This is a genomic window from Kitasatospora cystarginea (assembly GCF_039533515.1).
Lineage (GTDB): Bacteria > Actinomycetota > Actinomycetes > Streptomycetales > Streptomycetaceae > Kitasatospora > Kitasatospora cystarginea.
This window is the reverse complement of the sequence record NZ_BAAATR010000043.1, coordinates 13,939-37,916: the sequence shown is the minus strand read 5'-3', so window position 1 is coordinate 37,916 and position 23,978 is coordinate 13,939. Positions and strand designations below refer to the sequence as shown.

At 70.7% G+C, this 23,978-nt stretch carries 15 protein-coding genes and 2 pseudogenes; 13 read left to right on the top strand and 4 right to left on the bottom strand.

All coding sequences use genetic code 11. The annotated features are described in order from the left end of the window. Positions 1–110: 110 nt before the first annotated feature. The 10 genes from blsG (at position 111) to ABD369_RS33085 (ending at position 13,082) form a co-directional block, all read left to right on the top strand. Positions 111–1,277 (top strand): arginine 2,3-aminomutase, encoded by a 1,167-nt coding sequence (gene blsG, locus ABD369_RS33130; RefSeq protein ID WP_344640316.1) that lies wholly within the window; start codon positions 111–113, stop codon positions 1,275–1,277. Beyond that, a complete protein-coding gene (locus ABD369_RS33125; RefSeq protein ID WP_344640315.1) occupies positions 1,274–2,452 on the top strand; it encodes a DegT/DnrJ/EryC1/StrS family aminotransferase in 1,179 nt (392 codons plus the stop codon). The genes blsG and ABD369_RS33125 overlap by 4 nt, the downstream gene beginning before the upstream one ends. Then, a complete protein-coding gene (locus tag ABD369_RS33120) occupies positions 2,449–3,726 on the top strand; it encodes an ATP-grasp domain-containing protein (protein WP_344640314.1) in 1,278 nt (425 codons plus the stop codon). Before ABD369_RS33125 ends, ABD369_RS33120 begins: the two co-directional genes overlap by 4 nt. Then, positions 3,723–4,955 (top strand): MFS transporter, encoded by a 1,233-nt coding sequence (locus ABD369_RS33115; protein WP_344640313.1) that lies wholly within the window; start codon positions 3,723–3,725, stop codon positions 4,953–4,955. Before ABD369_RS33120 ends, ABD369_RS33115 begins: the two co-directional genes overlap by 4 nt. 280 nt (positions 4,956–5,235) lie before the next feature. Continuing rightward, complete coding sequence (locus ABD369_RS33110; protein WP_344640312.1) at positions 5,236–7,182, top strand: hypothetical protein; 1,947 nt, start codon at positions 5,236–5,238, stop codon at positions 7,180–7,182. A gap of 53 nt (positions 7,183–7,235) precedes the next feature. Next, entirely contained in the window at positions 7,236–7,853 is a 618-nt protein-coding gene (locus tag ABD369_RS33105; protein WP_344640311.1) for a class I SAM-dependent methyltransferase, read from the top strand. Positions 7,854–7,941: 88 nt separating this feature from the next. Next, a complete protein-coding gene (locus tag ABD369_RS33100) occupies positions 7,942–8,478 on the top strand; it encodes a hypothetical protein (protein ID WP_344640310.1) in 537 nt (178 codons plus the stop codon). 82 nt (positions 8,479–8,560) lie between these two features. Then, the gene (locus tag ABD369_RS33095) at positions 8,561–9,907 is read left to right on the top strand and encodes a M1 family metallopeptidase (RefSeq protein ID WP_344640309.1); all 1,347 of its coding nucleotides are present in this window, start codon (positions 8,561–8,563) and stop codon (positions 9,905–9,907) included. 47 nt (positions 9,908–9,954) lie between these two features. After that, positions 9,955–11,169, top strand: coding sequence for an FAD-dependent monooxygenase (locus ABD369_RS33090; protein WP_344640308.1), 1,215 nt, complete (start codon positions 9,955–9,957; stop codon positions 11,167–11,169). Positions 11,170–11,345: 176 nt separating this feature from the next. Continuing rightward, the gene (locus ABD369_RS33085) at positions 11,346–13,082 is read left to right on the top strand and encodes a hypothetical protein (RefSeq protein ID WP_344640307.1); all 1,737 of its coding nucleotides are present in this window, start codon (positions 11,346–11,348) and stop codon (positions 13,080–13,082) included. A 42-nt stretch (positions 13,083–13,124) separates the two neighbouring features. On the opposite strand, the gene ABD369_RS33080 is transcribed toward ABD369_RS33085, so the two are convergent. Both ABD369_RS33080 and ABD369_RS33075 read right to left on the bottom strand, forming a co-directional pair. Then, entirely contained in the window at positions 13,125–14,603 is a 1,479-nt protein-coding gene (locus ABD369_RS33080; protein WP_344640306.1) for a SufS family cysteine desulfurase, read from the bottom strand. Next, positions 14,590–15,997, bottom strand: a pseudogene (locus ABD369_RS33075) (family 2B encapsulin nanocompartment shell protein). The gene ABD369_RS33080 and the pseudogene ABD369_RS33075 overlap by 14 nt, the downstream one beginning before the upstream one ends. A 452-nt stretch (positions 15,998–16,449) precedes the next feature. Here ABD369_RS33075 and ABD369_RS33070 point away from each other — a divergent pair. Then, the gene (locus ABD369_RS33070) at positions 16,450–17,847 is read left to right on the top strand and encodes an amino acid permease (protein ID WP_344640331.1); all 1,398 of its coding nucleotides are present in this window, start codon (positions 16,450–16,452) and stop codon (positions 17,845–17,847) included. A 277-nt stretch (positions 17,848–18,124) separates the two neighbouring features. Next, positions 18,125–18,346, top strand: a complete 222-nt coding sequence (locus ABD369_RS33065) for a hypothetical protein (RefSeq protein WP_344640305.1) — start codon at positions 18,125–18,127, stop codon at positions 18,344–18,346. A gap of 329 nt (positions 18,347–18,675) precedes the next feature. On the opposite strand, the gene ABD369_RS33060 is transcribed toward ABD369_RS33065, so the two are convergent. After that, the gene (locus ABD369_RS33060) at positions 18,676–19,653 is read right to left on the bottom strand and encodes a recombinase family protein (RefSeq protein ID WP_344640304.1); all 978 of its coding nucleotides are present in this window, start codon (positions 19,651–19,653) and stop codon (positions 18,676–18,678) included. A 178-nt stretch (positions 19,654–19,831) separates the two neighbouring features. Here ABD369_RS33060 and ABD369_RS33055 point away from each other — a divergent pair, with 178 nt between their 5' ends. Continuing rightward, a complete protein-coding gene (locus ABD369_RS33055; protein WP_344640303.1) occupies positions 19,832–20,953 on the top strand; it encodes a DUF6183 family protein in 1,122 nt (373 codons plus the stop codon). Between the two features lie 37 nt (positions 20,954–20,990). Here the strand turns inward: ABD369_RS33055 and ABD369_RS33050 are convergent. Continuing rightward, positions 20,991–23,884: pseudogene (locus ABD369_RS33050) on the bottom strand (Tn3 family transposase). Between the last annotated feature and the right edge of the window lie 94 nt (positions 23,885–23,978).

Here is a 23,978-nt window from a genome sequence, read left to right as displayed (position 1 = left end):
ACCTCGTCCCCACCGTGAACCCGTCGGGAGCCATCCACACCATGGCCTGGCCGTGCGAGCCCTGGTGACCCGCCCCGAGCCATCGAAGACCTGTCGACCCTGGAGCCGCCATGTCCGGCACACCCCGCGAAACCGGGACTACCGCAGGCCCCACGTTCATCCGACCCCGTGTCCCGGAAGCGCAGTGGAACGACTGGCGCTGGCACATGCGCCGACGGATCACCAACATCGAGAAGGCCCGACAGTGGATCAACGTCAGCCCGGACGAGGAGAAGGCGATCGCCGGGGTGGCGGGCAGGTACCGCTGGAGCATCACCCCGTACTACGCGTCACTGATGGATCCGGACGATCCGCTCTGCCCGGTCCGCCAACAGGCCGTCCCGGCAACCGGCGAGCTGGTCGAGTTCTCCGGTGCCGAGGTCGATCCGGTCGGCGACACCTTCTACCGCAAGACCAACCGCGTGGTGCACAAGTACCCGGACCGGGTGATCATGCTGGTCACCGAGGCGTGCCCGGTCTACTGCCGGCACTGCACCAGGAAGTTCCACACCACCGATGTCAACGGCACCTACTTCCGTGACGACGAGGGCGGTTCGTTCGACGAGGACCTGCGCTACATCGCCGAGCACCCCGAGATCCGCGACGTACTGCTCACCGGCGGGGACCCGCTCTCCTACCAGGACGGCAAGCTGGAGGAGATCATCAGCGGTCTGCGGGCGATCCCCAGTGTGGAGATCGTCCGGATCGGCACCCGGTTCCCCGTGCTGCTGCCGCAGCGGATCACCGACGAGCTGTGCGCGATGCTCTCCCGGTACCACCCGGTCTGGCTGAACACCCACTTCAACCACCCCAAGGAGATCACCGAGGAGGCCACCGCCGCGGTGGACCGCCTACTGCGGCACGGGATCCCGGTCGGCAACCAGACCGTGCTGCTGCGCGGCATCAACGACGACGTCGCCACCATGCGCACCCTGATGACCGAGCTGCTGCGGATCCGGGTGCGGCCCTACTACCTCTACCACTGCGACAACGTCACCGGTGTCTCGCACTTCATGACCTCCGTGGAGAAGGGCTGGGAGATCATGGAGGGCCTGCAGGGCCACATCACCGGGTTCGGGGTGCCGCAGTACGTACTCACCACGAAGATCGGCAAAATCCCCATCGCCCAGCCGTACTTCACCCCCACCCCCGACGGCCTGCTGCTCCGCAACTACCGGGGCCAGCAGATGGCCGTCGACGGCGCGGTGCACCCGATCACGGAGTCCGACGCCAGATGACCCTTGACAACCGACTCGGCCAGCGCTTCCTCCCCTACGGCGCCAACTACCTCGCGTGGTCCGACATGACGGAACTGAAAGAGGTGATCGACCATCAGGTTCTGTTCCGCTACCAGACGGAGACCGAGAGCATGGCCTCCCGGTTGGAGCGCCAGGTGTGCGAGCGGCTGGGCGCCGTGCACACCCTGGCAGTCCACAACTGCACCGAGGCGCTGCGTCTGGCGCTGATCTCCACCCGGCCGTCCATCGGCGACCTGGTCTACATCCCGGCGGTCACCTTCGTCGCGGTGGCCGGCGCGGTGCTCTCCTGCGGCCTGATCCCGGTCCTGGTGGACGCGGACGACTCGCTGTCGCTGGACGCCAGCCTGCTGCCGTCCGGCGCCCAGCGGGTCATCACGGCCCACATGGAGGGCACGGTCGCCCCGCTACCCATGGGTGTGCCGTATCTCATCGAGGACTGCGCCCAGTCGCTCGGCGCGCGGTTCCCGGACGGCCGGCACGTCGGGACGAAGGGCTACGCCGGGACGTTCAGCTTCCACCACAACAAGGTGCTCACCTCGGGCGAGGGCGGGCTACTCGTCACGGGCGACGATGACGCCTGGGCGACCATGCGGTGCTACCACGACCACGGCTCGGCCCGCGTGCCCGGCCGCTACCCGACCTGGAACCCGGACGCCCACTACGGCGAGAACTTCGTCACCAGCGAGCAGGTGGCGGCCGTCCAGTGCCAGCAGTTCCGCCATCTCGACGAGTTGCTCGCCGGGCTGGAGCGGATGTACGCCATCGCCATGGCGCAGACACCCGGCCGCCTTGACCTGGAGGTGCGGCCGAGAGCCGAGGGCGACGTGAAGCTCAGCCTGCGGTTCCGCTGCGAGAGCCGCGAGTTGCGGGACGCCGCCGTCACCGCGCTCACCGCCGAGGGGATCGCCAACTGGACGCTCGGCAAGTACCTGCTTCCCGAGCACCCGGTGCTCACCGGCCGGAGCTCGCTCTACGCCGACGGCTTCCCGTGGAACCACGCCCCCGAGGGGCCGCTGGCGCTCAGCCGCGACGGTTTCGCCCGCACCCGCGACCAGCTGGAGCGCACCCTGTGCGTGCCGCTCTCGCCCGAACTCTCCGAGCCGGAGCAGGTCCTGGCGGCCAAGGCCGTCCGGCGGGTCCTGGAGGCGGTATGAGCTCCGACGGTCCCGCGCTGCTGATGGTGGACGACCGCCCCTCGTCGTTCACCAGGTATGCGGCCCACACCCTCCCGGACGACCTGGTACTGCTGCGGTTCGCCGAGTTCCGCCAGGACTTGTCGGAGGACCACCTGCACCGGACGGCACATCTCCCGGCCTTCTGGGTGCGCGAAGGGGTGCCGCTGGCCGAGGAGGCCGCGCGGTACCAGGCCTGGGCCGCCGGGCTTCCGGTCCGGCCGACCCGGTTCTGCAACCCGTCCGAGCCGCGCCAGGCCGTCGCCCAGCGGTTCGCCGCACTGGTCGGCCTGCCGCACCTGACCGAACGCCAGGTCGCCTGGGTGCGCGACAAGACCGAGATGAAGTACCGGTTCCGTGAACTCGGCCTGAAAACCGCCGAGTTCACGCGGGTACGCGGTGCCCAGGAGGTCGAGTGGTTCGCCGAGGAGCACGGCTGGCCCGTGGTGCTCAAGCCGGTGGACTCCTTCGCCTGCGTGGACACCTACCGGCTCACCGGGCCGGCGGACCTGGCGGGGATCGACCTCGGCGCGCGGGACTGGATGGTGGAGCAGTTCCTCGGCGGCACCGAGTGGGAGGTGTGCACGGTCATCCACCGGGGCGAGGTGCTGGACGCCTGGCCGAGCGCGATGCCCTGCCGGCCGCTGGACATCGTCGACGGCGCGATGAACGCCAACATCAGCGTCGGCACCGACGAAGCCCCGCCGGTCGACCTGCGCGCCATGCTCCAGCGCATCGTCACGGGCATGGATATCGACCACGGCTACGCACACATGGAGTTCTTCCTGGTCGACGGCGAGGTGTACGCGGGCGAGATCGGCGTCCGGCTGGCGGGCTGCGAGATCCCTGCCAACCACGGCCACGCGTACGGCTTCGACGTCTTCGGTGCCACCCTGGACGTGTACCGCGGCCTGCGCCCCGATCTCCACTATCGTGAACGCCGGTGCGCAGGCGACCTGTTGCTGCCGCTTCCCGGCTCGGGGACGGTTCATCGCATCACCCCTGAGGAGGAACTGCTGCGTGTCCCCGGGGTCGTCGACGCCGTTCTCAAGGTCGGTGTCGGCGATTCGGTGTCGGCCCGGCGGGCCTCGCACAACGCGTCGGGGTACGTCCATGTCGTGGGAGCGTCGATCGGCGAGGTGGAGACACGTATGCGCGAGGTTCTCGACACCTTCACCATCGAGTTGGCACCCGTCACCTCCGTGAGCCCGGCCACCGGACCGGGCCAGGCCACGGGACGGGGTCCGGACCGGTGACGAACGGCCTGCCCCACCGCTTCCGCACCCTGCTGACTCAGCGCCGTGTCGGCGCCGTCGCCTGGTGGAGCATCGTCTCCAGGCTGCCGGTTTACCTGATGTCGCTGGCCATGGTGCTGGTGGTCCGCGAGCAGGGCGGCAGCTACGCTCAAGCGGGCCTGGTCGCCGCGCTCTACACCGCCGGCATGGCGGTCGGCGGCCCGCTGATCGCCCGGCGGCTGGACCGCAGCGGACGCCGGACGGTGCTGGCCACCACCGGTGTCCTCCACCCGTCGATGGTCGCCGTGCTGGTGTGGGCCACCCGGCCGGGCGGTTGGGCGCAGCCCGTGGCGGCGGCACTCGCCGGAGTGGCGCTCCCACCCGCCAACGCCTGCATGCGGTCGCTGTGGGCCCGGCTTCCGCTGAAGGAGCAGGACCGGGACACCGCCTACCTCTGGGAGGCGCTGCTCACCGAGGTCCTGGTGATCGGCGCTCCGCTGGCACTCGCCGGCCTGATGCTCTCCGGCTCCGCCGGGCTGGCCCTGACCACCGTCGCTGTGGTCGGCGGCGCGGGAGCCCTGGGGCTCGCCTTCGTCCACCTTCCGGCGGGCACGGAGCCGGAGCAGGCGGACGCCGGGGCAGACGGGCCGCGCCGACTTCTCGGCCCGCTGCGGGACTCGGCGATGCTGGCACTCACCGGCATCATGGCCACCTGTGCCGTCCCCATCGGCCTGATGACACTCGCCGTCCCGGCCTTCGTCGCCGCTCACGGGTCACCGGGGTCCACCGGTGCGGTGTACGCGTGCTGGGGCGTCGGCAGCGCGCTGGGCGCGCTGTGGCTGGGGCGTTCGCAGTCCCAGGTCGCACCGCACGTCCGCTTCCCGCGCCTGGTGCTCGCCTACGCCCTCGGGACGGGGCTGGCGCCGGCGGCCACCTCCGAACCAGTGCTCGCCCTCGCCCTCGCCGTCGGCGGCGCACCGATCGCGCTGGTGTCCGCGAGCGAGCTGACGCTGGTCAGCACGGTCGCGGACAGCCGCTCGCTGGCAGAGGCGTTCACCTGGGCCTCCCTCGCCACCGTCCTGGGCGACGCGATGGGCCAGCAGGCCGGCGGACTGCTGATGGACCGGATCGGCCCGCGCGGGGTCTTCGCGACCGCCTTCGTCCTCGCCCTGGCCGGAGCCGGCCTGGCCTTCGCCTGCCGAGGGCTGCTGTCCCGCGGCGCCACCGCCCCCGCGGAGTGCCCGGCATGAACGCTCCCGAGCACCTCAGAGGATTACCGGTCAACGCTCCCGACAGCCCCCGGGGATGCCCCGCCAACCATCCGCAGAAGTCAGGGCCTTCCCTCGGGCACCCGCTCAGCGGGCCCGGGCCCCGACGCCACGTGCCCGATCGGGTGTCCCGGGTGTCCCGGGTGGCCCGAGCACCCCGTGCCCCGACGGCGCCCACTGGCCCGCGCCGCCCGCGCACCCCATTGATGCCCTGCCCGGCCCCGTCCCCTCTCCGCCCTTCCCGCCCGCGAGGTAATCCTTGATGAACGCAGCCGCCCCGCTCTTCCACCCGGTCCTCTTCCGCCAACTGCCCTCCGCGGTCAAGGAGTTCCTGGACACCGGCGACCCGGCGGCGGTGTCGGTGCCGGTACCGGTCGAGGGCCGAGCCGACCTGGTACGGAGCGTGGAGCTGGCGTCGCGCGTGTACACCGCCGTGCGGCCACCGCGGCCGGTCGACCTCGGCATCGTCCTCGGTACGGAGCAACTCCCCGAAGGTGTGACCGAGTTGGCCCGCCCACTGGCCCGCGAGTGGGTGGACGAGGAGCAGCTGGCCGACCTCGCCGCCTTCCACCGCCGGCATCCCGGAGAACTCCTGCTGCTCGGCTGCTACGACCGTCTCAACCTCGACCCGGTGCGCGCCCTGCTGCTGGCGACCTACCGCAGCCGACGGCACCGGCTGACCTTGCTGAGCGGCCGCGACGCCGCCTCGCTCGCCTGGAACATCGCCAAGCAGTACGCGCGGCCCGCGACCGGCATCGACGCAGTGGGCCTGTTCACCGACACCGACCGGCCGCCGCACCTGCCCGGTGTGCGGGTCTTCGACGACCGCGACTTCGAGCGCGCGGACATCCAGGCCGAGATCTTGGGCACCCGGTGGCGCCGGGTGGCCTTCCAGGGTCACGGGAAGGACGACAGCGTCAACCTGGGCGAGTTCACCATCTGCGGTCTGAACCCGGCCGTCCCCGCCAGGCCGGGGCTGCTCGGCCCCCGGTGCGCGTACGGGCTGCCCTGCTACAAGCCCGAGGACAAGCTGGTGCCGCTCAATCGGGTGGAGGCGGTGGAGCTGGTGCTCAGCGCGTGCAACAGCGGTCCGCTCGCCGACCTGGCGCTGTACGACCCCAAGTACCAGTTGCTGCTCAACGCCCTTGACGGCCCGGCCCGTACCGTCGTCTCCGCCGTCTCGGTGCATGACTCCGACCGTCCGGAGAACGTCGCCTGGATGCGTGCCGCGCTCACCGGCGCGGACTCGGTGGACGTCCTCAACGCCAGCCTGGCGGGCTCGCACCCCTACCCGGCGTTCATGCGCTTCGGTCTGCCCGACGCCCCTTCGCAAACCCTGGAGCAGCACTCCCCGGAAGAGCGCGCCTCGGAAGGAGACGCCCCGGAGAATCACCCCCTCGAACAGCACACCTCCGAACAGCACATCTCCGCACGGCAGATCCCCCACCCCTCCGACCATCGCCCCGACCCCCTGGTCATCACGGTGGGACGCCGCTTGACCGCCCTGCTCACCTCCGAGCTGCTGCCGCACAACCATCCACTCCGCCCCCGCCTGACCAAGCTGGCCCGCAAGGTGGACCTGTGGGTGGCCCGGCCCACCCACCTCGCCGACCAGTCGCCGGATGAGATCCGCTCCTCGCTCACCGCCGACCTGCAGTCGCTCGACCATGTGATCGCCGAGCAGGTGGCGGCGAACCCCGAGAACGAGATCATGAACTACCCGGCGCACTTCGGGGACCGCAGCTCGCTCGACCGACAGGTGTGCGAGGTGACCTGCCACTGCGGCCGCCCGGCCCAGGAGTTCACCCGGCGCGGGCTGCTCCCGCACATCCTGGACACCACCTGCGCGGTCTGCATGCGCTGCGGCGACGTCACCTTCCGGCTCCCCGAGGCGCCCGCTCTGCTGGCCTACGCCGCGGACGAGGTGGAGCAGGGCGGGGTGCTGGAGGTGCGCGCCGCGCTCACCGCCGCGCGCCCGGGGCCGGTCCGGCTCGGCCTGTTCGTCCCGACCTATCTGCGCGAGGACGCCACGGTGGAACCGGCCACCGTCAGGGTGCGGGCCGCCGGGCAGCCGGAGGACGTCGTCTTCCGCGTGCGGTTCGCCCCCACCACGGCCCCGCAGGCCTACTACTTCACGGTCTTCGCGGTGCAGGACCTCGCCGTCTCCACGGCCCGGCGCCACTTCGGAGTACTGCCTCGCCGCACCTGACCGGTCGGCAGCCCCCGCCGATCCCCCAACTGACGGAACGAAGGACGTCTGCCATGGAAACGCAGCCCAAGCCCGAGATCGAACTGATCGAGCGCGATGGCGAGGTGACACTGAGCATCGGCGGTGAACAGGCCATGCAGGCCTGGGAGCGGGACCTGATGTGGGCCAGCGCCGACATGCTGTGCGAGTACGGCCACGACTTCTACGAGGTCGGCCTCGGCCTCGGGCTCTCCGCACTGCGCATCGCGAACAACCCCGCCACCCGCAGCCACACGGTCCTGGAGCTGTTCGGAGAGGTCGAGGACCTGTTCCGGGCCCGGCACCCGAAGCTGCCCGGCAATCTCACCATCGAACGCGGCGACTTCTTCCAGCACGTCTTCGCCCTGCCCTCGGAGAGCATCGACGGGATGTTCTTCGACCCGGCGCTGGACATGGAGGTCTGGACCAACGCCGACCTGTGGGCCAGGACCATGCCGGAGGTGGTCCGGGTGCTGCGTCCCGGCGGGGTGTTCATCCCGTTCTTCAGCACCAAGCCCGAACTGCGCTGGCAGTACCTGCCGCACTTCACGTCCATCCGGGTCGAGCGCCACCCGTACACGGCGTACGACACCACCGAGTACACGTACGGCACCAGCGGCGACGCGTACATCCAGTGTTTCCGCAAGTGCTGACCGCGGCCCCGCTCCGCCAGTCCTCGACCGCCCCGCCGGTCGGCCCCCACCCGACGCCGCAGGCCGGCCTCGTTCCGGAGGTACCCGTATGACCACCGAGACCACCGCACCGACCGCCGGTCTGCCGGCCGACCCGGACGCACCGGCCGTCCGTTCGCTGTTCCTGGCCGGTCCCTTCATCCAGTTGCTCGACCCGGCCACCGGGGAGATGCCGGACGAGGCCCGGGCCCCGTTCGACCTGCTGATCAAGCACTTCGAGGCGCAGGGGATCTCCGTCCACAACGCCCATCGCCGGGAGGCGTGGGGTGCCGAGTTGATGAGTCCGGAGCAGTGCACCGGGCTGGACCAGGAGGAGATCCGCAAGGCGGAGGTCTTCGTCGCGCTGCCGGGCTCTCCGCCCTCACCCGGCACCCATGTCGAGGTGGGCTGGGCGAGCGCCTTCGACAAGCCGATCGTGCTGCTGCTGGAGCGGGGCCGGGAGTACACCTTCCTGGTCCAGGGCCTGCACACGGTGGCGACCGTGGAGTACGTGCTGTACACCGACATCGCCGCGGCGTTGCCCGCCGTGGACGGGGCGGTACGCCGGGCGGTGGCCCGCCACCGGGAGGCCGGCCGCAGGGAGTGACTTCGCGTCGCCCCGGGGCCGGGCCGTCCGTCGGGCGGCCCGGCCCGGCCGTTCGATCGCGAGCCCGAACCGAGAGGATCACATGCGGAGCACCCTGGCCCTGCTGGCCGCCCTCGCCGTGCTCCTCACGGCAGCCGCGACACCCGCCCGGACGCCCGATCCGCACTCCGACCCGACCCGCACGCCCGCGGCCCCCGCCTACACGGTCGAGCTGAGCAGTGACGGCACCGGGACCCGCTGGCACGGCCATGAGTCCGTGCGCTTCACCAACGCCTCCGCCGAGCCGCTGCGTGAGGTCTACCTCCGGCTGTGGGACAACGCGCACGGCGGCTGCGCGGCACAGCCCGTCACGGTGACCGGCCTCACCGGCGGCACCCCGGACGCGCTGTCGGTGGGCTGCACCGCGCTGAGGGTCGCACTGCCCGCACCGCTCGGCCGGGGTGCGACCGGGGTGATCGCCTTCGGTCTGGGCGTCGAAGTCCCGGACGGCACCGATCGGTTCGGTCACGACGGACCGTACAGCTTCCTCGGCAACGCACTGCCGGTGCTGGCGATCCGGGACGCCGCCGGAGTGCACCTCGATCCGTACACCGACAACGGCGAGTCCTTCTACACGCAGGCCGCGGACTTCACCGTCACCCTCGACCACCCCTCTCGGCTGCTGGTGCCCGCCACCGGCCGCTCGGTCGACATTCCCGGGTCCGCCGGACGGACCGTCACCAGGGCGGTGGCGAAGCGGGTCCGCGACTTCGCCTGGGCGGCGGGCCCGTTCACCAGGGTCTCCGCCACCTCCCCGGCCGGGGTGCGGATCGACGTCTACTCGACGGCGAGCGTCGGCTCCGCGGACGCCCGGTCGATGCTGGCCCTGGCGACCTCGGCGGTCGACGCCCACGCCCGGCGGTTCGGCACCTACCCGTACGGCCGGCTGGCCGCCGTGCTGGACGACGGCTTCTGGTTCAGCGGGATGGAGTACCCGGGGTTCGTGCTCGACCGGGTCAGCACCACGGCGCTGGTCCACGAGCTCGCGCACCAGTGGTGGTACGGCATCGTCGGCGACGACCAGTACCACGCCCCCTGGCTGGACGAGTCGTTCAGCGACTACGCCACCGACCTGGCCCTCGGCAAGCTGGGCGAGGGCTGCTGGCGCGACGTCTCCTGGGAGTCCGCGGCCGAGCGGCTGACCAACTCGATGCGCTACTGGGACGCCCACCCCACCCGGTACGGGACGGTCGTCTACGACTACGGCAAGTGCGCGCTGCACGACCTGCGCCGGCTGATCGGCGGCACCACGATGGCCGAACTCCTGCGCACCTACGCGCGGACCCACTGGTACGGCGTCTCGACCACGGCCGAGTTCAAGGCCGCCGCGCAGGCCGCCACCGCCACCGACCTGACCGAGTTCTGGAAACTGCACCGAATCGACGGCTGAACGTCCGACGCACCGTCATACTCGTTCGGCGAGGGAAGGAGGCGGCTGTGCGCGGAGGACGGGTAGCCGTAGTGGGCGGAAGCATCGCGGGCTGCGCCGCCGCGCTGGCCGCGGCACGCACGGGTGCGGACGAGGTGGTGGTGTTCGAGCGGGCCGTCGGCCGACTGCAGGACCGGGGCGTCGGCCTGGCACTGCACAACGACCGGTACGCCGAGCTGGAGGCGGCCGGTTATCTGGACGCCGGGATGCCCTGGGTCCAACTGGCCCGGCGGCCCTGGGTGGTGCGCGAGGGCACGGTGCGGGCCGGGCGGCAGATCGGCGTGCTGCCGTTCCCGTTCCGCTCGTACAACTGGGGTTCGCTCTGGCAGGAGTTGCGCAACCGGATCCCCGACAGCGTCGACTACCGCACCGGCGCCACGGTGACCAGGGTCGTCTCCGGCACCGACGGCGCGGTGGTGCACCTGGCGGACGGCGGCGAGCAGCACTTCGAGCTGGTCGTCGGGGCGGACGGGTACCGGTCCGTGGTGCGGGCAGCGATGTTCCCGGACGCCCAGGCGCGGTACGGCGGTTTCGTGGCCTGGCGCGGCACGCTGCCCGCGGGCCGGCTGCCCTCCCCGCCCGAGGCGTTCCCGGAGCAGGACGCCTCGACGGTGGTCTTCCCCGGCGGACACATGATCGTCTATCGCATCCCCGGCCCGGGCGGCCACGGCACCGACGTCAACTGGGTCTTCTACACCAGTCCGCCGGCCGCCGACGGCCTGCGGTTCGGCGGCCCGACGAACGTGCACCCCAGGGCCATGACCAGCGAGCTGTCCGAGCACCAGCTCGGCCTGGTGAATGAGCACTTCCCGCCCTACTGGCAGGAGGTCATCCATCTCACCCCCGCCGGTACGCGCTTCGTGCAGCCGATGTACGACATGGCCACGCCGCACTACGCACGCGGCCGGCTTGCCGTGGTGGGTGACGCCGCCTCGATCGCCCGTCCGCCCACCGGCAGCGGCGCGATCAAGGCACTGCAGGACGCCGCCGCGCTGGAGCGCGCCCTGGATACGGCCGGCAGCTGGGCCGAGGCGCTGCACTCCTACGACGCCGAGCGGGCGCCCGTCGGGCGGTCCACGGTCGAACTCGGCCGGAGCCTGGGGCGCGCCCAGGTCCAGGAGACGCCCGACTGGGCGGCGATGGACCAGCAGGCGGTCGAGCGGTGGTGGCAGGCCGCCGGCGGTGGCAACGGGTTCGGCGGGCGGGCGCTGCGCGGCCGCTGAGCCGGTGCCGGGCCGGCACTCGCTGACGGTTCAACAAATCGCGGACAAAGCCTACTGATTGGCGGCAGACTCGGGGCGGACATACGACAGCACCGACAGGGGGGTCCATGGCCGGTACGACTCGACGCAGGTTGCTCTTGGGGAGACTGGGCCTTCTCGCCCTGTGGTGGCTGTGGATGCCGGCCCTCGCACTGCTGATATGGGTGGTCAAGCACTTCGTCTTCGGTGGCTTCGGACAGCAGGACCAGAGCTACCGGCTGTTCCTCCAGGCGCAGTTCCTGCCGCACGGCACTCCGGTGCACGCGACGGCGCTGTTCTGGATCTGGGCGACGATCGGCCTGATCGGCAACCTGGTCATGGCGGTCAACGTGGCGGTGACGGTCGTGCTGCCGCGGTGGGTCGACTACCTGCTGGTCGGCGCCACGTCGCTGGCCCTGCTGGCGTCGACCGGGTGCACGGTGATGGCGTTCTGGGACAACGACAAGGACCTGGGCCGCTACTACGCACGGGCCACGGTGCTGGACATCCCGGCCTCGGCGTCCGACGCCCCGGCCTCCGCCCGTCCGCTCACCAGGGACGCGCGCAAGGGCGACGGCGACCGCTGCGACCACCTCGGCGCCGCCGACGTCCCGGCCTGCATCAAGGTGCGGCCCATGCCGAACTTCGACTTCGAGCCGCGCACCGCCTCCTACGCCGCGGCCGCGACCGCGCTGAAGACCGGCTCCGCCCTCGCCTCGGGTGTCAGCCTGCTGGGCCACAGCATCCACTACCTGCCGGGCAAGGGCCAGGGCCACGGCGTCTGGACGGGCGTGCTGGACGGCTCGGGCTCCCAGCCCACCGAGGGCGTGGCCGTCTGGGACGGCACCTCCAACAGCAACAGCGCCTGCGAGTTCAAGGGCGACCACTCCTTCGACCGGGCCTTCGGCGGCAACCGGGCGAACAGCCTGCGCAACCTGCTGGCCGAGCGGTTCCCCGGACTCCTCTACCAGGACCAGGACGTCTGGGGCTACTGCGACGGGACCGACCTCGCCACGGCCAAGCCGGTCATCGTCATCGCGGTGACCCGGCAGATCGCCTGGCACAAGCGGACGGTGCAGCGTCCGGACGGTGTGCTGGTGCTGACCGGCTCGCCGAGCGGCAAGCCGGTGATCGAGCACCGGAGCACGGTGCACCCCGGTGAGCTGCCGGGCACGGTCTACCCGGGATCGGTCGTCAAGGAGCAGATCAGCGCGGTCCAGTGGCTGGCCGGCCGGGGCGCGAAGAACCGCGACGGCTTCGGTTTCGCCCACACCTCCACCGACACCAACGCCACCAACCCCGGCGAGTACCTGCTGCGTTCGGCCACCGACGGGCACTACTACTACGTGACTCCGCTGGTGCCGAGGAACAGTTCCTCGGAGGCGATCATAGCCTTCGCGGTGGTGCGCGCCGACGAGGTGGACGCCGATCTCAACGAGCTCCAGGTGTACGTGCAGGGCGACACCAGCAGGCCCGTCAACCTGACCGAGCTCTCCAGCCGGATGGTCGCCTGGATCACCCAGCAGACCGGTGTCACGGTGACCACCGGAGCGGGCGGGAACCTTCAGGAGATCATCCCGTTCGGGAAGGGCATGTGGCGCGGGTTCGTCGACATCAACGGGCAGACCCAGGACTACATCGACGTCTCGGGTGACGGCCGGACCACGCCCAACCTGGTCTACCTCAAGCAGAGTCCGCCGGGCTCCCAGCCCTCCCCCGGTGGCACTCCGTCCCCTTCGCCCCAGCCCTCGGCCACCACCGCCCCCTCGGCGCCGCCGTCGGCCACCGACTGCGGCGGGGACCCGGCGAAGCTGAGCACCTCCCAACTCGCCGCGTGTGTCTCCTCGTTCTCCTCGGCCCTGGCGAACCGGCTCCAGTCGCCGCCTGCGCAGTAGCAGCCGGGCGGGCGCCGTTGCCGGCGCCCGCCCGTCGTGCCGCTACTGCGCCTGCTCCTGGATGTCCTGGAGCGCGGCGACCAGGGTGTCCACCTCCTGCGCAGTGTTGTACAGGGCGAGCGAGGCCCGGGCCGCGCTCTGCAGGCCGAAGGAGGCCAGCGCCGGCTGTGCGCAGTGGTGCCCGGCGCGCACCGCGATGCCCTGCCGGTCGAGCGCCCCGGCCAGCGCGATCGGGTCCGTCCCGGCGAGCACGAAGGTCAGCGCCCCGATCCTGCCCGGTGCGCTGCCGATCAGGTACAGCCCGGGGACGGTGGCCAGCGCGCCCATCGCGTATGCGGTGAGCTGCTCCTCGTACGCGGTGGCGGCCTGCCGGTCGAGCCCGGCGAGGTACCTGAGGGCCGCCCGCAGTCCGGCGACCCCGGCGATGTGGCCGGTGCCGGCCTCCAGCCGGTGCGGGATCGGCGCGTACGTGGTCTCCTCGAAGCTCACCGAGTCGATCATGTTGCCGCCGCCCTGCCACGGGGGCATGGCCTCCAGCAGCTCACGCTTGCCGTAGAGCACGCCGATCCCGGTCGGGCCGAAGACCTTGTGTCCGGAGAAGGCGTAGAAGTCGGCGTCCAGCGCGGTGACGTCCACCGGGAAGTGGCTCACCGCCTGCGCGCCGTCCACCAGCACCCTGGCGCCGTACCGGTGGGCCAGCGCGGTCATTTCGGCCACCGGCGGAACGGTCCCCAGCACGTTGGAGGCATGGGTCAGCGCGACCAGCCTGGTCCGCGAGCCGAGCAGGTCCTGGTACGCGTCCTGGTCCAACTGCCCGTCGGGCAGCAGCGGGATCGGCCGGACCCGGGCCCGGCGTTCGGCCGCGATCTGCTGCCAGGGCACCAGGTTGGAGTGGTGCTCGGCCGCCGAGACCAGGATCTCGTCACCCACCCCGAGGTTGGCCCGGCCCCAGGTCTGCGCCACCAGGTTGACCGCCTCGGTGGTGCCCCGGACGAAGACGATCTCGTCGGTGTCCTGGGTGCCGAGCAGCTTGGCCGCCTCCTCGCGGCCCTCCTCGTACACCTGGGTGGCCTGCCTCGCCAGGCTGTGCGCACCGCGGTGGACGTTGGAGGTGCCCGTCGAGTAGTGCTCGGCGACGGCCTCGGCGACCTGGCGGGGCTTGAGCGTGGTGGCGCCGTTGTCCAGCCAGACCAGGGGCCGGCCGTTCACCTCGCGGTGCAGCTGCGGGAAGTCCCGCCGGACGGCCTCGACGTCGAATCCGCTCGGCGGCGCGGTGGGCGGGGCGACGCGCGGTGTCACCGCCGGTGCCTGGAGCGGCTGTTGCGGCAGCCAGTAGCGGGTGCCGCCGGCGGCGTGGGCGAGCGCCCCGGGCAGCGGGTCCGGCACCGCCGGCATCCCCGGTGCCGGGAACCTCCCGAACACCCCGGTCGCCGGTGCGGCGACCGGGGCCGGCCCGCCGGCCGGGGCGGCGGCGAGTGCGGCAGGACCGGTAGCGGGCCGAAATCCGTCAGGAGTAGTCATGGTAGTTCGACACCTCGACGTTCTGGAGCACCGCGATGGCGTCGTCCACCAGCGCGGCGGTGGAGAAGTAGCAGGTCGCCAGGTAGGAGGTGATGGCCTGGCGGTCGACGCCCATCGCACGTACCGACAGGCCCGGCTCCACCTCGTCCGGCACCTTCGCCGGGCGCAGTCCGACCACGCCCTGCTGGGCCTCGCCGACCCGCATCAGCAGGATGTTGGTGGTTCCGGGCGCCGAGTCCGAGCCCTTGAGGTCGAGCTTGTCGGAGGGCAGCAGCGGCACGCCGCGCCAGGTCATGAACGGGCTGCCGAACAGCTCGACGATCTGCGGCGGTACTCCGCGCCGGGTGCACTCCCGCCCGAAGGCGGCGATCGCCCTCGGGTGGGCCAGGAAGAACGCGGGCTGCTTCCAGACCCGGGTGAGCAGTTCGTCCATGTCGTCCGGGGTGGGCGCACCGGTGCGGGTGTGCACCCGCTGGCCGGGCACGATGTTGTGGAGCAGCCCGTACCCGGGGTTGTTGAGCATCTCCCACTCCTGGCGCTCGCGCAACGCCTCGGTGGTCAGCCGCAGTTGCGCCTGGACCTGGTCGATCGAGGAGTTGTAGATGTCGGAGACCCGGGTGTGCACCTTGAGCACCGTCTGCGCGATGCTCAGCTCGTACTCGCGGGGGTTCTCCTCGTAGTCCACGAAGGTCTCGGGCAGCTGCGGCTCGCCGTTGTGGCCGGAGGTCAGGCTGATCGGGTGCTCGCGGTCGGCTGGCCCCTGGCCGTCGGCGGCGAAGGCGTCCAGTCCGGCGCGCAACGCGGGCTCGCGGTCGGCGAGTTCGGTGAGCACCCGGCGGTCGAGCGAGAGCACGGTACACGGCGTGACCGCCTTGACCTGGTACGGCACGGCCTCGCCGCGCACCCAGGCGCCGGCGTCGAAGAAGTCACCGTCGCCGAGCACGGCGAGCAGGGCGTCCTCGCCGTACTGGCCGGTGGCGCGCTTCTCGGCGCGGCCGAACGCGATGATGTGCAGCGCCTCGACGGGGGCGCCAACGGCGGCGATGAGCTCGCCGGGCGCGACCTCGCGCTGGACGAAGCCGCCGGCCAGCGCGGTCAGCAGCGGGCTCTCCTGGTCACGCAGGAAGGACAGTTCGCGCAGGTCCTCGGCGATCACCCGGGAGGCACCGCCGCCGTCCACGTAGGTGCTGATCAGCCCGTCGCCGAGGATGAAGCCCCGACGGCGGTTGACCCGGTAGACGCCGGCCTCCAGGTCCACCCAGGGCAGCGCGCGCAGCAGGTAGCGGGGGGGTGATCCCGAGCATCTGCGGCACGGTCTTGGTGGTGGTGGCCAGGTTCCTGGCGGCGGAGGTACTGAGGCTCTGCTGGTTCTGCTGGACGGTCTCGGTGGTCATGGCAGGTCCTGGTCCTTGTCCCTTGGTCCGAAGAACTGACTGAGCGTCAGAATGCCTATGACAGAAGGAAGATCAGCTCTTCTTCCGGCCATCAGAGATTGTCGCCATAGCGATTGCCCCGGCGTGAGATTGTTCGATTGCGCCGGTTTTATTCCGGTGCGCAGCATCAGGCCTCGCCTCACGGAAACTCACTCGAAAGCGTGAATTGGGCCATAAGTGGTGCTGGGATGTTCGAAAGCTCCAGTTGGGGATCGCCTGCGGTGCACGGCATCGCGCGGCGCCGGGCGACGCAGGACGAGTACCGGCCGAGGGGGTCCGTGGCCGCAAGTTTTTCGGCGGGATATCGGGCTTGCGACACAATTCCTGGCGATTTGGTCAAGAGTGTCCGCTACGCCAGCATTGATGTCCGCTCCACCGAGCGCGAGCAGGACCAGGAAAGGCACACCACCCTCATGCAGACCAGTCCGGCCGTACCACGGCAGGCAGCCCCACCGAGCACGCCCGATCCCGCACAGGAGCCCGCCCCGGCCACCGGAAGAACCGGACGCTTCGGTCTGCCGACCGCCACCGCCCTGGTCATGGGCAACATCATCGGCGGCGGGATCTTCATGATCCCCGCGGCCGTCGCGCCCTACGGCACGGTCAGCCTGGTGTCGTTCGTCGTGCTGACGGTGGGGGCCATCGCGCTCGCCCTGGTCTTCGGACAGCTGGCCCGACGGAACCCGCGCACCGGCGGGCCGTACGTCTACGCCCGCGAGGCATTCGGCGACTTCGCCGGCTTCCTGTCGGCCTGGTCGTACTGGATCACCACCTGGGTCAGCAACGCCGCGCTCGCGGTGGCCGCGGTCGGCTACCTCGACGTGTTGGTGCCGATCCAGCACTCCAAGTGGCTCACCATCGGCGCCGCACTGACCGTCCAGTGGCTGCCCGCGCTGGCCAACCTGGCCGGCACCCGGTACGTCGGCGCGGTGCAGTTGGTCTCCACCGTGCTGAAGTTCATCCCGCTCGCGCTGGTCGCGATCGGCGGCCTGGGCTTCTTCGACCCGTCCAAGCTCGGCCCCTTCAACGCCTCCGGGCAAAGCTGGGCCGGCGGCATGACCGCCGCCGCCGCGATCCTGCTCTTCAGCTACCTGGGCGTGGAGTCCGCCGCGATGAGCGCCGGCGAGGTCCGCGACCCGGAGCGCAACGTCGGCCGGGCCAGCGTGCTCGGCACCTCGGGCGCGGCGCTGGTCTACCTGCTCGGCACCCTCGCCGTGTTCGGGACGGTCGCCCACGACAAGCTGGTCCACTCCACCGCGCCGTTCTCCGACGCCGTGGACAACATGTTCGGCGGTTCCTGGGGCGGCACGGTGATCGCGGTCGCCGCGCTGGTGTCGATGACCGGCGCGCTCAACGGCTGGACCCTACTGGCCGCGCAGGCGCCGTACGCCGCCGCGCAGGACGGACTGTTCCCGGCGGTCTTCGCCGCCAAGCGGCGCGGGATACCGGTCTTCGGCGTCCTGGTCAGCGTCTCACTGGCCTCACTGCTGACCATCCTCAACTTCACCACCGGCTCCCAGGGCGCGTTCAACATCCTGGTACTGGTCACCACCTTCACCGCCACCGTCCCCTACCTCCTCTCCACCGCCGCCCAGCTCTACTGGCTGGTCCGCGGCGAGAGCGGCAAGGTGACCCCCGGCCGCCTCACCAGGGACGCCGTCCTCGGCCTCGGCGCCTTCGCCTTCTCCCTGTGGCTGCTCGCCGGCGCCGGCTACGCGGCCGTCTACCAGGGCGTGCTGTTCCTCTTCGCCGGCATCCTGGTCTACGTCTGGCTGGCCGGCCGCCGGGCCCGCGAGGCCACGTCCTCGTAGGCCCACCGGCCGGAGCGCCCCCGGGGGCGGCAGGGTGCACACCCTGCCGCCCCCTCCGCATTGCCGGGCACACCCGGGACATCGAGATGATCGCAGAACCATCACACGATCAGCCGGCGCCCCGCGCGTTCGACCGGCACCACCCGCCCCGAGGGGCGAGACCGTCCGTAGCGTGTCCCCTGACAGGCGATCTTGACCGATTGACAAGTGATCTTGACCGATCAGAGGACCGGGACGACCCGCCGTGCCTGATGGGCGGACAGTTCGTTGGCAAGGCGTGAACGCCGACACCGCGCAGGCGCCCTCCCTGAACTTGGCTGAAGGGCTGCTCCGGGCGGAGTTCCGGAAGTCGGTGCTCGCCGATCCCGACCGCGCACTGGGGTTGGTGGGCAGGTTCGCGCTCGCGATGCATGCCGAGGCGCTGGCAGCGAGCGACTCAGCCCGCATGGCGGGCGTCGACTTCGAGAGTCGCTGGTGCGGGCGACCAGGACATCGGTGACCCGTCCTTCGTGTGACCTCCAGAGTGCGCTCACAGCTGCTTTTCGGACCTCGGGCGCGGCGTCGGATGTGCCGGTGATCAGGATGTCCGGGGATCGTTCGGGGTCACCCGTGCCGAAGTGGGTGCCGAAGGTGCTCATCACGTCGGCGCGTACCCCGGCCGACAGGTCGGCACAGCCGTACGCCAACGCGGCAACCGCCACCGACTCCCCGCCGCCGTTCAAGATCAAGTGGCAGAAACCTAGCGCCGGTCAAGATCACTTGGCACAAGATCGCGTGTCGGAGGACACGGCCCTGCTCTCGTATAGCTACGGCCAACGGACAAGTAGCTCAGAGTGACCGGGGGTGGGGGATCTCTTCCGCTTGGAGAGCGGCGAAGTCGGCGTGGGCCTGGGCGACGGCTTCGGGGTAGGCCTGGCGCTTCTCGTGCTCGGCCAGCGCCCGGTAGATGCTGGCCAGGCCTGGGTTCTGGCCCTTGCGCTTGCCGGTGGGGATGATCAGGTCGGGGCGGATCTGCTCGACGGACTCGCCTGCTGCCCGGCGCCGCAGCACGGTGTGCAGCATGTCGTCGGTGATGACGGGTGGCCGGCCGCCGTGCTTGCCCTTGCGGGCGGCGGCGTCGAGTCCTTCGAGGGTGGCTTCGCGGATGCTCTCGCGCTCCGTCTCGGCCATGGCGGCGAAGAACCCGAACAGCGTCCGCCCGGGGCCGCTGGGGTCGTAGATGCCGGGCAGCGGGCCGGCGAGCATCTCCAGGACCAGGCCGTGGGCGGTGAGGTGGTCGGCCAGTGCGGTGAGTTCGGCGGCGTCGCGACCGAGCCGCTTCATCTCGTACACGGTGAACAACACCCGGCAGTGCGGCGCGTGGGATTTGATCTCGCGGGCGAGGGCGAGGGCGGCCTCGAACTGGGGGCGAACCCGGACGCGGCTGCTGATCTTCTCGGAGAAGACCTTGTCCCGGGGGATGCCGTGCGTGCTGAGCGCGTCCAGCTGCGACTGGAGCTCCTGGGTGAGGTGGCTGCAGCGGGCGTACCCGATGCGGATGTCCGCGCCCGGGGTGCCGGTCTCGGGGGCGGCCGGCGGCGGGGTGCCGGGCCGCCAGGGCTGGCCGGGGCCGCGGTCGGCCGGGGTCGGCACCCGCAGCAGCTTGGCGAGCCGGGCGACCTTCTTGAAGCGGCCGGTGTGGTAGATCCCGGCGACCGCGCCGGAGCGCGAGCGGCAGGGCGAGCCGGGTTGGACCTGGCAGCGGGGGCAGGGGTGGCGCTCGACGTCGTCGGCGTCGCTCGCGGTGGTGTCCTGAGGGTCCGTCACGGCCGAAATCCTCTCACAAACCATTCCCAGAACAGGGCCCCATCACCACTTGAGTGAGAACGAGTTCTGAGAACCGATTGAGCGTCCGGGCCGCCCCCGACGGCCGTTTCCGATCTTGCTCCCGGAAAGGGTCGTTTATGAGATGAGGCAGGGCGTCAGAACGCGTAGTCTCAGGGCCGTGGCTGATCAGATACAGAAGATCGTGACAGAGCTGCCGGACCTGAAGGACGTCACCGGCGTGTGGGCGGTGGCCGACGGCCGTGTCGCTCAGGGGGACGCTGCCTTCCCCGCAGACCTTGGCATCGCTCTCGCCAGGGCGTACGGCTCCGGGCAGATGTGGCAGTACAGAAGTGTCTTCGACCATCTGCTTCGGCTGCTGTCCACCACCGCCGGTCCCGAGAATGTCGCCCAGGCGCTGCGGCTGGTCTCCTCGGCGGAGGTCACCAGCAGGAAGCTGGACCGTTACACGGCCTCATTGCTTGCCTCCAGTCAGGAGCCGACGGACCTGGCTGCGGCGTTCACCGGAAGCGCTTCGGAGGAGCTTCGGGCCTGTCTGGTCCACGAACTGGTTCTCAGGGGCGTCGCTGTCGAGGAGACTCCCGGGATCGCGGGTTGGGCATCGTCGTCGCATTGGAGTCATCACCCTCTGGGCTGGCTGCCGCTGGCGCTGTCCGACGTGGAAGGATGTGCGGATCTTCCGAGCTACAGCCTTCGTGGCGGCAGTCACTCGATGCCGTACGGGCCTGGGGAGAGCCGCGAACTGGCGGTGATCGCCAGCGCGAATGTGCCGTCGGTGGAGGAAGCGACAACAGAAGCCGCGGCCGCGGCCATGGCCAAGGCCGTGGCGAACTGGGCCGAAGAGTCCAACGGGCGCATCGAGGCGCGGGTTTTCGAACTCGCAGAACCCCTGGACGTCGCATCGGTCCCGAACTCGCTCCTGACGGTGGGGCTGGAGTGTCTGAATGGAGTGGGGAAGAAGGCCACTCTGTCGGTCGCTGTCCGTCCGCCGGCCCAGGTATGGCGAGTGCTCTTCGCGGCGGCGTCCACGGGAGGGGCATACAACTCCGGCTCCTACGGTGCCTACGGCCGTCTGGCGGCCTGGCAGTCCCTGGCCGCGCTCGCCGGAAGCCCGGAAGGCGCCACCGCCGACGAGGTCGAAGCACGTGTGCGGGACTGCATCTGGCACGGCTTCGGTGCCGACACGAAGTGGTTCGAGCAAGTGGCCTGGGACATCGGTCTGGCCGCCCTTGCACCGGACCGGCGGCGCCTGGCCGTGTTGGCCGCGACTGACACCGACTGACGTACCCGTGGTTCGTGCGTCGAGCCGGTAGCCGACCTCACCCGGCGGCTGCCGGCTGCGGTTCACCCGTCCGCTGACCCGGGATAGACGCGACGGGACCGAGATCGAGACGGCTGTTCATGTCCAGCTCGAACCTGCCGTACGGGTTCACGTGTGTCCAGAACAGCGGCGACAGGGCCCGCCGGTCCGCCTCGGTGAGGCGCTCGGCCCACTTCGGTTCGGCCAGCACCTGCTGCACCAGCAGGGTGTTGACGTGCACCAGGGCGGACTGCAGCAGGTGCAGCGCGAGCATGCTGACCTCCTGGCTCTCCTTGTCCGCGCCGGTCAGGTCGCCGTCCTTGCCGTAGAACAGGTCCTTGTTGGCGGAGTTCCAGTTCTCCACCACCTGCAGGCCCTCGCCGATCTCCTGCCGCAGCTCCACGTCAGCCAGGTAGTCGCAGACGAACGCCGTCCGCACCGCCCGCCCGAGCTCCTCGATCGCCCGGTAGGTCGGGTGCTTGGGCCCGCCCTTGGTGAACCGGCGCAGTACCTGCTCGGCCTCCGCCGTACCGAGGCGGAGCGCGGTGGTGTACTTCACGATCTGGTCGTACTGCTGGGCGATCAGCTCCCAGTCGATCGTCCTGGTAGACAGCACCGGGGCCAGGGTGGGCCAGTTGGCGTCCTCACCGGCCGCCGGCCGGTAGAGCTTCGCGGAGCCGATGTTCTTCAGACGGGGCATCAGCTTGAAGTCGAGCATGTGCGCGAACGCGAAGCCGACGATCGAGGCGCCGTGGGTGTCGGTGTACTGCCGGTCGACCTCCATGTCGGTGCAGTGCCGCAGCACGCCCTCGATCATGGCAGCGACCTCGGACGCGGAGCAGGACTTCAGCTGGGAGTAGATGCACACCGACTTCCGCTCGACGTGCCAGTAGATCATCACCCCGGGGCCCCGGTAGCGCTGGTGCCACTCGGTCATCAGGTTGCTGGGCCAGGAGCCGAACTTGCGGCTGTCGGAGGCGCACGCCGTACCCGTGCCCCACCACATCTCGTCGCGGGCGGCGAAGGTGGCGTTCACCAGCTTCACCAGCGCGGCGCGCAGGTTGGCTCGGTTCACGAACAGGTGCCGCACCCGCCGCAACGTCGCTTCGCTCTCGCCGTGCTTGCCGGTCACCGCGACCCGCTTGATGCCCATGTTGGTGCCCAGCCCGAACAGCACCAGCAGCAGCCGGCGCCGCAGGGTGTCCTTGGACAGGTTCTCGCGGGTGGCCACCGAGGTGAACTCGGCGATGAAGTCCGTGTCGAACTCGGCGTACTTGAGGATGTCCAGGAGGTCGATCGTTCCCCACCGGCGTTCGATCTCGGCCTTGACGGCGACGAGGTTCTCCGGCTCCTCCTGCTTGGGGCGGGGCGAGACCCTGATCCACGGCTCGCCGCGCTTCTTGGTGATCGCCACCCCGCCGGTGGTGTCCTCCACCAAGGCGGCCTCGAACCGGTCCAGGGAGCCGCGGAGCTTCTTCTGCAGGGTGTCGATGAACTTCGCCGGGTCCTGCGGCTGGCGGATCGCGTCGTAGTGGACGTCGCGGTTGTCCTCGAAGTCCTGCGGCAGGTCGTCCTCCGGGTTGCGCCACCGGTTCGCCCCCACTACCCAGATTTCCCGGCGCCGCAGCGCGTCGCGCAGAGCCACCAGCACGCACAGCTCGTACGGGATGCGCTCCACCCGGTCCTTGTCGTCCACCACCGCGGCCCGCCATTGCTCGGGTACCACCCCCTCCAGCGGCACCGTCTCGGCCGGGTCGAAGAACGCGCCCTCCTTCAGCGGCTGTTCGAGGTACCGCTCCAGCAGGCCAATCGCGTCCATCACCGGCCGGTACGCGGTGTTGTTGCACTTCAACGTCAGCGCCCGCAGCAGCGGCGACAGCATCCTGCGCCAGTGCGCCGAGTACGAGGACCGCAGCACCGTGCGGATACGCGCCTTGTACCGGGCCTCGTTCGCCGCGGCCTCCGCCGCCAGCGCCTTCAACGTCCTCTCCCCGCCGACCGCCGGGTAGATCACCCGGCGCACCGTCCCGGCTGGCTCCGCCAGCGCGGCCTCCGCGACCCGCAGCAGCATCGCGTCCTTGCCCCGGACCTTCTTCAGGTCGTTGGTGAACTCCTTGTCGACCCGCTTCTCCGCCCGGGTGTTGATCCGCAGCACCAGCTGGATGAACAGGTCCACCAGCGAGTCGGTGATCTCGCTCTGCCGCACGTGGCACAGCGTCGCCAGCAGCGTCAGGCGCGTCGGCGGCTTCATCCGCTGCACGTTCGCCGGGTACTCCTTGGACGCCCGGGCCCGCCAGGCGTCCACCAGCTTCTCCGACACGTCCGCGAACAGGTCCTCCGGCAACTCCAGCCTCCGCACCCGCTGGAGCTTGTTGACCTCCGCCAGCAGGCTCTCCAGGCCCGGCGCCCCGGGGTCCGTCTTCAGCTCGGTGAAGAACGACCGGCCGCCCCCGGCCACCCCTTCAGGCGCCGGATCTGCCCCGGGGCCGGAGGCTCGATGAGGTCGTTGCGGCACCGGGCCACCACCGCCTCGGCCAGGCGATCCCGGGACAGTTCCACCGGACACAGCTCGGCGGTCAGCCACTCGGCCAGCCGCTCCTGGTCCTCCTCGGTGCCCGCCCGGAACCCGAAGGCGTCGCGGATCTCACCCCGGTGACGCTGGATCGCCTTGCCCTGCCAGTCGTAGGACACCCACTCCTCTACCGGCACCTTCACCTGCTGGGCAACGTACGCCACCGCGACGGTCGGGACCTCCGCGGCGACCTCCGGGAACCTCGCCTCCACCTCGAAGAACTTCAGCAGCATCGCGAAGCCCAGCCGGTTCGCCCCGGACTTGTTCCGCAGCCGCTTCATGTCGTCTTCGAGCAGCGTCCAGACCTCGATCAGGTCCTCCGGCTCCCAGTCCTGCCGCACGCTCAGCTCCTCCTCCATCGCACGAACGCGACCAAGGTGACGCAGGCACATCACCAAAGAGGCGGAAACAGCCGAACCCGGGACACACGTCCTC

Excerpts from the sequence above, each read along its gene's own strand:
- blsG (WP_344640316.1), top strand. The coding sequence starts at position 111 with ATGTCCGGCACACCCCGCGAAACCGGGACTACCGCAGGCCCCACGTTC.
- ABD369_RS33125 (WP_344640315.1), top strand. The coding sequence starts at position 1,274 with ATGACCCTTGACAACCGACTCGGCCAGCGCTTCCTCCCCTACGGCGCC.
- ABD369_RS33120 (WP_344640314.1), top strand. The coding sequence starts at position 2,449 with ATGAGCTCCGACGGTCCCGCGCTGCTGATGGTGGACGACCGCCCCTCG.
- ABD369_RS33110 (WP_344640312.1), top strand. The coding sequence starts at position 5,236 with ATGAACGCAGCCGCCCCGCTCTTCCACCCGGTCCTCTTCCGCCAACTG.
- ABD369_RS33105 (WP_344640311.1), top strand. The coding sequence starts at position 7,236 with ATGGAAACGCAGCCCAAGCCCGAGATCGAACTGATCGAGCGCGATGGC.
- ABD369_RS33100 (WP_344640310.1), top strand. The coding sequence starts at position 7,942 with ATGACCACCGAGACCACCGCACCGACCGCCGGTCTGCCGGCCGACCCG.
- ABD369_RS33095 (WP_344640309.1), top strand. The coding sequence starts at position 8,561 with ATGCGGAGCACCCTGGCCCTGCTGGCCGCCCTCGCCGTGCTCCTCACG.
- ABD369_RS33085 (WP_344640307.1), top strand. The coding sequence starts at position 11,346 with ATGCCGGCCCTCGCACTGCTGATATGGGTGGTCAAGCACTTCGTCTTC.
- ABD369_RS33080 (WP_344640306.1), bottom strand. The coding sequence starts at position 14,603 with ATGACTACTCCTGACGGATTTCGGCCCGCTACCGGTCCTGCCGCACTC.
- ABD369_RS33070 (WP_344640331.1), top strand. The coding sequence starts at position 16,450 with ATGCAGACCAGTCCGGCCGTACCACGGCAGGCAGCCCCACCGAGCACG.